Annotated in this window: 11 protein-coding genes; 5 read left to right on the forward strand and 6 right to left on the reverse strand. The window is 66.1% G+C overall.

The window, feature by feature from the left end:
- Positions 1-740, forward strand: a 740-nt coding sequence (locus Q8R75_RS12165) for an AMP-binding protein (protein WP_305663675.1), incomplete at its 5' end; no start/stop codon positions are given.
- Positions 741-1,175: 435 nt separating this feature from the next.
- Here the strand turns inward: Q8R75_RS12165 and Q8R75_RS12170 are convergent.
- Genes Q8R75_RS12170 through Q8R75_RS12180 form a run of 3 tightly spaced genes read right to left on the reverse strand, consistent with a single transcriptional unit; the run spans position 1,176 to position 3,099 of the window.
- A complete protein-coding gene (locus Q8R75_RS12170; protein WP_305611480.1) occupies positions 1,176-1,604 on the reverse strand; it encodes a DUF2177 family protein in 429 nt (142 codons plus the stop codon).
- The gene (locus Q8R75_RS12175) at positions 1,601-2,944 is read right to left on the reverse strand and encodes a sorbosone dehydrogenase family protein (protein ID WP_305611481.1); all 1,344 of its coding nucleotides are present in this window, start codon (positions 2,942-2,944) and stop codon (positions 1,601-1,603) included. The genes Q8R75_RS12170 and Q8R75_RS12175 overlap by 4 nt, the downstream gene beginning before the upstream one ends.
- Positions 2,941-3,099 carry a DUF3309 family protein gene (locus Q8R75_RS12180; protein ID WP_305611482.1) on the reverse strand — a complete coding sequence of 53 codons (159 nt, stop codon included), beginning with the start codon at positions 3,097-3,099 and terminating at the stop codon, positions 2,941-2,943. The genes Q8R75_RS12175 and Q8R75_RS12180 overlap by 4 nt, the downstream gene beginning before the upstream one ends.
- 228 nt (positions 3,100-3,327) lie before the next feature.
- On the opposite strand from Q8R75_RS12180, the gene Q8R75_RS12185 reads away from it, so the two are divergent.
- The 3 genes from Q8R75_RS12185 (at position 3,328) to Q8R75_RS12195 (ending at position 6,930) form a co-directional block, all read left to right on the forward strand.
- On the forward strand, positions 3,328-3,873 hold the full coding sequence (locus Q8R75_RS12185; protein ID WP_305611483.1) for a hypothetical protein: 546 nt from the start codon (positions 3,328-3,330) through the stop codon (positions 3,871-3,873).
- Positions 3,874-3,952: 79 nt separating this feature from the next.
- Positions 3,953-4,774 (forward strand): alpha/beta hydrolase, encoded by an 822-nt coding sequence (locus Q8R75_RS12190; protein WP_305611484.1) that lies wholly within the window; start codon positions 3,953-3,955, stop codon positions 4,772-4,774.
- A 62-nt stretch (positions 4,775-4,836) separates the two neighbouring features.
- Positions 4,837-6,930: a catalase gene (locus Q8R75_RS12195; RefSeq protein ID WP_305611485.1), complete on the forward strand. Its 2,094-nt coding sequence runs from the start codon at positions 4,837-4,839 to the stop codon at positions 6,928-6,930.
- A 243-nt stretch (positions 6,931-7,173) separates the two neighbouring features.
- Here the strand turns inward: Q8R75_RS12195 and Q8R75_RS12200 are convergent, their stop codons facing one another.
- The 3 genes from Q8R75_RS12200 to Q8R75_RS12210 all read right to left on the reverse strand — a co-directional run bounded on the left by Q8R75_RS12200 (position 7,174) and on the right by Q8R75_RS12210 (position 9,250).
- Positions 7,174-7,749 (reverse strand): YceI family protein, encoded by a 576-nt coding sequence (locus Q8R75_RS12200; RefSeq protein ID WP_305611486.1) that lies wholly within the window; start codon positions 7,747-7,749, stop codon positions 7,174-7,176.
- A gap of 68 nt (positions 7,750-7,817) precedes the next feature.
- Positions 7,818-8,405, reverse strand: a complete 588-nt coding sequence (locus Q8R75_RS12205; RefSeq protein ID WP_305611487.1) for a cytochrome b — start codon at positions 8,403-8,405, stop codon at positions 7,818-7,820.
- Complete coding sequence (locus tag Q8R75_RS12210) at positions 8,402-9,250, reverse strand: class III extradiol ring-cleavage dioxygenase (RefSeq protein WP_305611488.1); 849 nt, start codon at positions 9,248-9,250, stop codon at positions 8,402-8,404. Before Q8R75_RS12210 ends, Q8R75_RS12205 begins: the two co-directional genes overlap by 4 nt.
- A 74-nt stretch (positions 9,251-9,324) precedes the next feature.
- On the opposite strand from Q8R75_RS12210, the gene Q8R75_RS12215 reads away from it, so the two are divergent.
- Positions 9,325-10,157 (forward strand): LysR family transcriptional regulator (locus Q8R75_RS12215; RefSeq protein ID WP_305663676.1); only part of this gene is annotated, 833 nt, incomplete at its 3' end.

Raw genomic sequence — 10,157 nt, forward strand, 5'->3', positions numbered from 1 at the left:
AGCGCACCGTCATCGGCGGCGCGGCCTGTCCGCCGGCCATGCGGCAGACGCTCGAAGAGGACTTCGGCGTACAGGTGATCCACGCCTGGGGCATGACCGAACTGTCGCCGCTTGGCACGCTGTCGCGGCTGAAGGCACAGCACGCGACGCTGCCGCCGGATGCGCAGCGCGCGTTGCTGAACAAGCAGGGCCGCGCGATCTGCGGCATCGATCTGGCCATCGTCGGCGACGACGGCCGTGCGCTGCCGTGGGACGGCCGCAGCAGCGGTGACCTGTTGGTGCGCGGCGGCTGGGTCATCGAGCGCTATTTCGGCGAAGCCGCTTCCGCGCTGCGCGAGCTCGACGGCCAGTGGTGGTTCGCCACCGGCGACGTCGCCACCATCGACGCGGACGGCTACATGCAGATCACCGATCGCAGCAAGGACGTGATCAAGTCGGGCGGTGAGTGGATCAGTTCGATCGAGCTGGAGAACATCGCGATGGCGCACCCGGCCGTGCTCGAGGCGGCGGTCATCGCGTGCCGCCACCCGAAATGGGACGAGCGACCGCTGCTGGTCGTCGTGAAGAAGCCCGGCGCCGACCTCGACCGCGCCGCGATGCTCGCGTTCTACGAAGGCAGGATCGCCCGCTGGCAGATTCCCGATGACGTCGTGTTCGTGGATGAAATGCCGCACACCGCCACCGGCAAGATGCTCAAGCTCAAGCTGAGACAGCAGTTCGAAGGGCACACGCTGCCGTGAGGTGACGCGCCGTAGTGCGGGAGCGGCGTCTTCGCCGCCCGTGGGACGGCTCCTGTGTTGCCCTTCGTAGGAGCGGACCCCGTCCGCGATGCGTACGTTGATCACGCGCTGCCGCGTGTCCGAAGACTGGATCGCCTGCGGGGCAGGCTCCTACGAAAACCGCGACGGTGTTGCCCTGAGTAGGAGCGGACCCTGTCCGCGATGCACGCGTCGATCACGCGATGCCGCATTTCGGAGACCGTATCGCCTGCAGGGGCAGGCTCCTACGAAAACCGCGACGGTGTTGCCCTGAGTAGGAGCGGACCCTGTCCGCGATACGCACGTGATCGAGCGGAGTCGCCATTTCGGAGACCGGAATCGCCTGCAGGGCAGGCTCCTACGAAAACCGTAACGGTGCTTGCCCTTCGCAGGAGCGGACCCTGTCCGCGATGGCAGTCAGCCCGCGGCGAGCCGGTCGAGCATCCATTTGCCGGCGGTGGCGGACACGGCGCTGACGAAGGTGCCCCAGGCGATGTCAATCAGCACGATGCGTACCGGCCAGTCCTTCAGCGTCGCAAGGTTTGTCAGGTCGTAGGTCGCGTAGGCGAAGAAGCCGAACAGCGCAGCGGCGATGACGGTCTGCCCGAGGCCGGGCTGCCCGGCGAATGGCCGGAGGGTGAAGATCGTCAGTCCGACCGCATAGATGAGATAGAACAGCACGGCCACCGGGATGATCGGCCGCTCGGCCATCAGGTGGCCGATACCCTGCTGGTAGGTCGATTTCGCGACGAGGCCGAGCCAGATCATGTCGAGCAAGACCATCACGACGAGCGTAGTCGTGAATCCGGCAGCAAGCCTGAGGGTCGTGCTCAGGGTCGTGCTCATTTCGCCGCTGTCGTGACGCGCCAGATTGTGTTGCCGACATCATCGGCCACAAGCAGCGCGCCCTTCCGGTCGAGTGCGACACCCACCGGCCTGCCATGGGCTTCGCCGTCCGGGCTCAGGAATCCGGTCAGCACATCGACCGGTTCGCCAGCCGGCTTGCCGTTGTCGAATGCCACGAAAATCACCTTGTAACCGCTGTGCGGCCGGCGGTTCCACGAGCCGTGCTGGCCGACGAACATGCCGCTGGCGAATGCCGCAGGCAATGTGGTGCCGGCTGACGACGCCAGACCGAGCGAGGCGGTGTGCGGCCCCAGTGCATAGTCGGGCTTGCGGGCTCGCGCGACCAACGCGGGCTGCTGCGGTTGCACCCGCACATCGACATGCTGGCCGAAATAGCTGTACGGCCAGCCGTAGAAGTCGCCATCGCGCACCGATGTGAGGAAATCGGGCACCAGGTCGCTGCCGATTTCGTCGCGTTCATTCACCACCGTCCACAGGGTGTTGCGATGCGGTTCCCACGCCAGGCCGTTCGGGTTGCGCAGGCCGGTCGCGAACAGGCGGTGCGTGCGCGTTGCCAGATCCACTTCCCAGATGGCGGCGCGACCTTCTTCGGCAGCCATGCCGCGCTCGGCGACATTGCTGTTCGACCCGGTCGTGACGTAGAGCAGGCTGCCTTCCGGATTGGCAATCAGGTTCTTCGTCCAGTGATGGTTGATCGGCCCGCCGGGCAGATCGACCAGCTTGACGCCGGGCGCAGTGATTTCGGTATTGCCGGTGACGTAAGGAAAGCCGACCACCGCGTCGGTGTTGGCGACGTACAGCGTGTCGCCGACCAGTGCCATTCCGAAGGGCGAGTTCAGGCCGGCGAGCAGCACGCTGCGCAGGTCGGCGATGCCGTCGCCGTCGCTGTCGCGCAGCAGGGTGATGCGGTTGGCGCTGGGTACCGCTGCGCCGGCCCGCTTCATGACCAGTCCGCTGATCCAGCCCTTGAATCCCTTGCCGTCGTCCGGTGTTGCCGGCGCATTGCTTTCCGCCACCAGTACGTCGCCGTTGGGCAGCACGTGCAGCCAGCGCGGGTGATCGAGGCCGCGCGCGAAGGCAGCGACCTGTGTGCCAGGTGCGGCGAGGGGAGTGCCCCCATCGGGCCAGCCGATGGCGGGCGCGATATTCACCGTGGGCAATAGTGTTCCGACGGGCGCCGGCAGCACTGGTTCGGGCCCGGTGCCGGCGCTGACCGGCAGTTTCGCCGCTTCGCCGCAGCCGGCGAGCAGCACGCAGAGCGCCAGCATCGCACCCGTCAGATAGCCCGGACGCGATGCCGCAGCCCTGCGCTGCGTCATATGCGGCCCATCAGCAACAGCACGATGAGCACGATGACAACCAGACCCAGTGCGCCGCTCGGGCCGTAACCCCAGTTGCGGCTGTGACCCCAGGTCGGAATGACGCCGATCAGGATCAACACCAGCACGATCAGCAATATGGTTCCAAGACTCATGAATTTTTCTCCGACTTATGGGTACACGGGCCTGCATCGTGGTCATCGGTCAAATCCTTGTCTGTGCGCTGACGGACACAGCGCGGGTGGGGCATTCACGGTCTGCAGGCTCACGTCCGGATCATGGGCCGGCAACGCGTGCGCTGGCGAACAGACCTGACTGCGATGGGTGAATACAACGGTGCAACTGTCCAGCGAACCGCACCTTCCGTTTCCGATGACCGCACGATGAACCCTCTGTTCCTTATCCTTGCCCGCGGCGCACTCGTGTTGCTGTCTTGGCCGGCGCTCGCAGCCGGGCCGATGAACCGTTTCGAGTTCGAACTGGAGACTCAGCGCATCGCGTCGACCTTCACACACGCGAGGGCGGTGTGCGACGAGCTGACCAGCGATACCAAGGACATCTGCGTCGAGCAGGCGCGAGCCGTGCAGGCCCTGGCGCATGCCGAACTCGCATACCGCCGCAGTGGCCATCATTCGGATGCAGCGGCCATACCCGTGGTGCGCGCTGAAGGCGCGTACGCGGTGGCACGCGAGCGGTGCGACAAGAAGGTGGGCGGTGACAAGGCGCGCTGTCTCGCCGAAGCCAAGGCGGCGCAGGCGAGCGCGCTGGCCGAGGCCCGGGCCGCAGCCGCCGGCATCGTTGCGCAGACGCCGGTCGACACCCGCCGTGATGCTGAATACCAGCGCGCGGTCGAGAAGTGCGAAGCCATGGCCAGCGATACGCGCAGCCACTGCCTCACGGCGGCCCGCAAGAAGGCCGGCAGGATCTGAAGTTCCAGCACTCCAGGGATGACCTTCCGGCCGCGCCCCACACGCCGGCATGAACTGTATCGATTGATCGGAGATCACCATGAACCATCTCACCACGCGCGACGGCGTGAAGCTGTACGTGAAGGACTGGGGCCAGGGCCGCCCGGTCGTGATGACCCACGGCTGGCCGCTGTCGGCCGACAGTTTCGACGACCTGTCGATGGCCATCGCCGACTCCGGCATGCGCGCCATCAGTTATGACCGGCGGGGCTTTGGCCGTTCGGACCAGCCATGGACCGGTTATGACTACGACACACTGTCCGACGACCTGGCCGACGTGCTGGAACAGACCGGCGCGCAGGACGCCACACTGCTCGGCTTTTCGATGGGCGGCGGCGAAGTGGCGCGCTACATGTCGCGCCACGCTGGCAACAAGGTGAAGCAGGCGGTGCTGGTGGCCTCGACATTGCCGTTCCGGCTGAAGACCGATGACAACCCGGATGGCGTCGAGCAGGCGAAGTTTGATGAAACCGCCGCCGCCATCGCGACCGATCGCGCTGCCTTCTGGCCGCCTTTCTTCAAGAACTTCTTCGGTGTCGGCATGGTGTCGCACCCGGTCAGCGACGAGGTGATGGCGTGGGCCTGTTCGGTGTCGATGCAGGCGAGCCTGAAGGCGACCCTGGCCTGCGCGAAGGCCTTTTCGAGCACCGACTTCCGCGGCGATCTGGCGTCTTTCACGGTGCCGACACTGATCATCCACGGCAGTGACGACAAGATCGTGCCGATCGAATCTTCATCGCGCCTGACCGCACGCGCCATCCTGCACGCCCGTTTCATCGAGTACGAGGGTGCGCCGCACGGCCTGTTCGCCAGCCACAAGACGCGCTTCATCGCCGACGTGCTCGAGTTCCTGCACAGCTGAACCCGGCGCGACCGATTTTCCATGCGCCTCCGCGCTCCACAGACATTCGAAGGACACACCACATGAAAAAGCATGACAGCAAGGCCAAAGGCGCCGCACCCGAGTCCGGCAAGGCTTGCCCGGGCAATGGCGGCGAATTGCATCAGCTGGCCGGCGCAGACCATCCGGTACTGACCACGAACCACGGGCTGGCGATTTCCGACAACCAGAACTCGCTGCGTGCCCACCCGCGCGGACCGACGCTGCTGGAAGATTTCATCCTGCGCGAGAAGATCACGCACTTCGACCATGAGCGCATCCCGGAACGCATCGTGCACGCACGCGGCAGCGGTGCGCATGGCTACTTCGAACTGACCCACTCGCTGGCCGACTACACAACCGCTGCAGTGCTGACCGAAGTCGGTACCCGCACGCCCGTGTTCTGCCGCCTGTCCACGGTGGCTGGCGGTTCCGGTTCGGTCGACACCCCGCGCGACGTGCGCGGCTTCGCGGTCAAGCTCTATACGCAGCAGGGCAACTGGGATCTGGTCGGCAACAACATTCCGGTGTTCTTCATCCAGGACGCGATCAAGTTTCCGGACCTGATCCACGCCGTGAAGATGGAGCCGGACCGCGGTTTTCCGCAGGCCGCCTCGGCACACGACACCTTCTGGGACTTCATTTCGCTGACCCCGGAATCGATGCACATGGTCATGTGGGCCATGTCCGACCGCACGCTGCCGCGTTCGCTGCGCATGATGGAAGGGTTCGGCATCCACAGTTTCAGGCTGATCGACGCGGCCGGCAAATCGACCTTCGTCAAGTTCCACTGGCGTCCGGTGCTCGGCCTGCAATCGACGGTATGGGACGAAGCGGTCAAGATCGCGGGTGCCGACCCTGACTTTCACCGGCGCGACCTGTTCGAAGCCATCGCCGCCGGCAATTTCCCCGAATGGACCTTGTCGGTGCAGTTGTTCACCGAAGAAGAGGCGGCCGCTTTCCCGTTCGACCACCTCGACTCGACCAAGTTGATCCCGGAAGAACTGGTGCCACTGCAGGAAGTCGGCCGCATGGTGCTGGATCGCTGGCCGGACAATTTCTTCGCCGAAACCGAACAGGTGGCGTTCTGCCCGTCGCATCTGGTGCCCGGCATCGACTTTTCGAACGACCCGCTGCTGCAGGGGCGTCTGCATTCCTATCTCGACACCCAGCTGTCGCGCCTCGGCTCGGCCAATTTCCACCAGATTCCGGTCAATGCGCCGCAGTGCCCGTTCTCGAACCAGCAGCGTGATGGTCACATGCAGATGGGCCAGCCCAAGGGGCGCGTGGCCTATGAACCCAATTCGCTGGCACCGGACGTGGCGCGCGAATCACCAGACACAGGCTTTCGCAGTATGGCCATCGACGAGGGCGGGCAGCGCGGCCGCATCCGCGCCGACACGTTCGCTGATCACTACAGCCAGGCACGCCAGTTCTGGCGCAGCCAGACCGAACATGAACAGGCGCACATTGCCTCGGCACTCGTGTTCGAGCTGTCCAAGGTCGAGCACCCGCATATCCGCGCCGCGATGGTCGGACATTTGCGCCATATCGACGAGGCACTGGCGCGTCGGGTGGCCGACGGTCTCGGCATGATCGAGCTGCCGGCACCGCCCGCTGCGGCCCGACCGGTGCAGGACCGCGAGCCGTCACCGGCGCTGCGCACCATCGGCAAGGGTCGCAACACGCTGACCGGACGGGTCGTCGGCATCCTGATGAATGACGGCACCGATGACACAGCGATCGAAGCGCTGCACACGGCGCTGGTCGAAGCCGGTGCGACGGTGAAACTTGTCGCACCCAAGGTCGGCGGTGCGAAGCTGCGCGACGGTTCGACGTTCGCCGCTGACGGCCAGCTCGCCGGCACGCCGTCGGTCATGTTCGACGCGGTGGCCATCGTGCTGTCGTCGCCGGGTGCGGTGGAACTGTCTGCCGACGCCTCGGCCATCGATTTCGTGCGCGACGCCTTCGGTCACCTGAAGGCGCTGATGCTCGACGACGGGGGCCGCACGCTGCTGAAGGCCGCCGGGGTTGTCGCCGACGCAGGTGTGTTCGATGTCGATGATGTCGCCGGCTTCATTGCCGCTGCGGGCACCCGTCAGTGGGCGCGCGAAAAGACGGTGCGCAAGCTGGCCTGACACACCGCTGTCCCGCGCCGGCCGGCGAGAGCGACATCGATGACTGGCCTTCCTGGCGAGCCACCGTAGCGGGTGGCGAGCAGCGAGGTTTTCGTGAGCGGCGTCCTCGCCGCGATACTCACTTTGATCAGCGACCATCGCGGCACTGATCGCGGCGGGGACGCCGCTCCCACAGCCGCTGGCTCCCACAAGCCGCTGACTCCCACAGCCGCCGGCCTGCACATCCACCGCGCGGTGGACGGCCTATTCCCGGATCGCCTCCACCGCGACATCGATCGTGACCTCGTCGCCCACATGCGGGGCGTATTTGCCCATGTTGAAGTCGGTGCGCTTGACGGTGACGGTCGCGTTGGCGCCAAGGGCGTCCTTTTTCAGGATGGGGTGCGGCATGGCCTGGAAGGACGTCAGTTTCAGCGTGACCGGCCGGCTCACGCCCTTGAGCGTCAGCACGCCGTCGACCGCGGTGGGCGTGTCGCCGCTGAACACCACCTTGCTCGACCTGAACGTCGCGGTCGGGTGCTTCGCGGTATCGAGAAAGTCTTCCGCCTGGATGTGTTCGTCGAACACCGCGAAACCCGTATCGACCGACGTCGTGTCGATGGTGATATCCACGGTGCCAGTCCGGGCGGCGCGGTCAAGCGTCACCGTGCCTGTCGTCTTGTTGAAGCGGCTCAGCTGTGTAGAGAAGCCGAAGTGGTTGTACGAGAAGCGCGGGAAGGTGTGGCCGGCGTCGAGCTTGTAGGTTTCAGGGGCCGCCAACGCGGGTGCGGCGAGCGTGGTGAGGGCGAGTGCGGCAACAAGGGTTTTAAGCGGGGTCATGGCAGTGCTCCTGTGGTATTGCATATGGATATGGCGGTAGTGCGGCACGAACTTTCGTTGTTCGCGGCTCAGCCGCCGGTGGTCATTTTCAGCAGCGTGCGGTCACGCCTGACGAAGTGGTGGTAAAGCGCCGCCGCGGCGTGGCCGGCGATCAGCAGCCAGATCAGCCAGGCGCCGAGTACATCCTTGTGGATGAAGTCGATCGGCTTCTCGAAGGTCTTGAAATCCAGTCCCATGCCATCGGCCACCACGGCCTGGAACAGCGCCGTGCTTTCGAACTTCGGTATGTCGAACAGGAAAAAGAAGTCGGTATCGACGCCGGTACCCAGATAGCCGGTGATCGGCGCGACGATCATCACCGCATACAGCGCCATGTGGCCCAGATGCGCGGCACGGTGCGCCAGCGGCGTACCCGGCTCGTCGGCCGGCTGCGTGGTGCCCAGACGCCACAGCACGCGCAGCACGACGATGACCGCAATCGTCACGCCGACCGACAGGTGGATCTGCAGGGCGGTCAGGTTCTCCGGCGTCTGCTTCTCGGTGAACCACTGGCGGAAATAGACCGAGCAGTAGGCAGCGAGAAACAACGCGGCGGTTGTCCAGTGCAGCCATCGGGCGATGCGACCGTAGTTGTCGCGGGTGTTCGTGAAGGTCATCGCGTGTCTCCCTGTAACGCGGGGGTGAAGGACCAGGCATCCATCGCCAGCACGTGCTCGTCGATGCCTGCATGAAAGCGCGTCGCCGGTGCACCGTCGCCCGCCGCGCCCAACGCGACGAACAGCGGCAGCAGATGTTCTTCGCTCGGGTGCGCCTGAACGCCGCCGGAGGCGCGGCGCCGGTAGTCAATCAGCGCAGCGGTGTCGCCCGCGCTCAACTTTTCGGCCACCCACTCGGCGAAGCCGCGCACATAGCCCGGTGTGTCGGCGCCCAGGTGCGACACGGCGTGCCAGTCGCGCAGGTTGTGCGTCAGATTGCCCGAGCCGATGACGAGCAGCCCCGGCTGCAGTGCGGACAGCGCGCGGCCGAGCCGCCAGGCCTGATCGGGCCCGCCCGTGCTCTGGATCGACAGCGCGATCACCGGTACGTCAGCGTCCGGATACATCAGGCGCAGCGGCACCCATGCGCCATGGTCGAGCCCGCGCGTCGTGTCGAGCTGCACCGGCAGACCGGCCGCTTCGATCGCCCCCGCCACGCTGCGCGCCAGCTCCGGGCAGCCGGTGGCCGGGTAGCGCAGCGCGCGCAGCGCCGGCGGGAAGCCGCTGAAATCATGGATCGTGTCGAAACGGGTCGCCGCGCCCACGGTCGGCACGGCGGTGTCCCAGTGCGCGCTGACGATGACGACGGCGCGCGGCCGGGGCAGCCGTGCGGCCATCGCCGCCAGCGCCGCGCCGGCAGCACCGGGTTGCAGTGCGAAGGTCGGTGCGCCGTGCGGCACGAACAGTGATGCAAGGCCGGCGGTGGTGCGGGATGGGGTGGTCATCAGAGCGGTGTTGAAGTCCATGACCGAACCATAGCCGTCATCGTTGCGCCGAAATAGGCCACAATCAGTAATTGATCGTTGCTGGAATGACAACAATGGACCGACTCGACGCGATGCAGCTGTTCGTACGGGTGGCCGAACTGGGCAGCTTTTCGGCCGTGGCGCAGCAGCTCAACGTGGCGCGCTCGGTGGTCACACGGCAGATCGCCGGGCTCGAAGCCCACCTCGGCGTGAAGCTGATGGCGCGCAGCACGCGCCGCCTGTCACTCACTTCGGCCGGCACCGCCTATCTGGAAAAGTGTCGCGTCATCCTGAACCTGGTCGAAGCGGCCGAAACCGGCATCGGCGAAGCGCGGCAGACGCCGCGCGGCGCGATCCGCATCGGCGCGCCGCTGAGTTACGGTCTGAAGCGCCTGGCGCCGCTGCTGCTCGATTTCGCGCGGCGTTACCCCGAAGTCACTCTGGACATCGACTGCAACGACCGGCGGGTGAACCTGATCGAAGAGGGCATGGACCTCGCGATCCGCGTCACTGCCCGGCTCGACCCCGCCACCGTTGCCCGACGACTGGCCACCAGCCGTCTCATCGTCGTCGCGTCACCCGACTACCTCGCGCGCCACGGCGCGCCGCAACGGCCGGACGACCTCATCCACCACGAATGTCTGGGTTACACCGCCAACGCCACGCCGAGCTGGACCTTCACCGTCGACGGCCAGACCGTCGCCGTCCCGCTGCGCGCGCGCCTGAGCGCCAGCAACGGCGATGTGCTGACCGAAGCCGCCGCCCTCGGCATGGGCATCACCTGCCAGCCCGACTTCATCCTCGACCCGTGGCTGGCGGACGGCCGGCTGGTGCCGGTGCTGGACGCCTTCGACACGCCTGAACTCGGGGTGTACGCCGTGCTGCCCGGCAACCGCCACGTGCCGCA

The organism is Methyloversatilis sp. (genome assembly GCF_030696805.1).
In the GTDB taxonomy this organism is placed as follows: domain Bacteria; phylum Pseudomonadota; class Gammaproteobacteria; order Burkholderiales; family Rhodocyclaceae; genus Methyloversatilis.

Excerpts from the sequence above, each read along its gene's own strand:
- Q8R75_RS12185 (WP_305611483.1), top strand. The coding sequence starts at position 3,328 with ATGAACCCTCTGTTCCTTATCCTTGCCCGCGGCGCACTCGTGTTGCTG.
- Q8R75_RS12180 (WP_305611482.1), bottom strand. The coding sequence starts at position 3,099 with ATGAGTCTTGGAACCATATTGCTGATCGTGCTGGTGTTGATCCTGATC.
- Q8R75_RS12170 (WP_305611480.1), bottom strand. The coding sequence starts at position 1,604 with ATGAGCACGACCCTGAGCACGACCCTCAGGCTTGCTGCCGGATTCACG.
- Q8R75_RS12190 (WP_305611484.1), top strand. The coding sequence starts at position 3,953 with ATGAACCATCTCACCACGCGCGACGGCGTGAAGCTGTACGTGAAGGAC.
- Q8R75_RS12210 (WP_305611488.1), bottom strand. The coding sequence starts at position 9,250 with ATGGACTTCAACACCGCTCTGATGACCACCCCATCCCGCACCACCGCC.
- Q8R75_RS12200 (WP_305611486.1), bottom strand. The coding sequence starts at position 7,749 with ATGACCCCGCTTAAAACCCTTGTTGCCGCACTCGCCCTCACCACGCTC.
- Q8R75_RS12195 (WP_305611485.1), top strand. The coding sequence starts at position 4,837 with ATGAAAAAGCATGACAGCAAGGCCAAAGGCGCCGCACCCGAGTCCGGC.
- Q8R75_RS12175 (WP_305611481.1), bottom strand. The coding sequence starts at position 2,944 with ATGACGCAGCGCAGGGCTGCGGCATCGCGTCCGGGCTATCTGACGGGT.
- Q8R75_RS12205 (WP_305611487.1), bottom strand. The coding sequence starts at position 8,405 with ATGACCTTCACGAACACCCGCGACAACTACGGTCGCATCGCCCGATGG.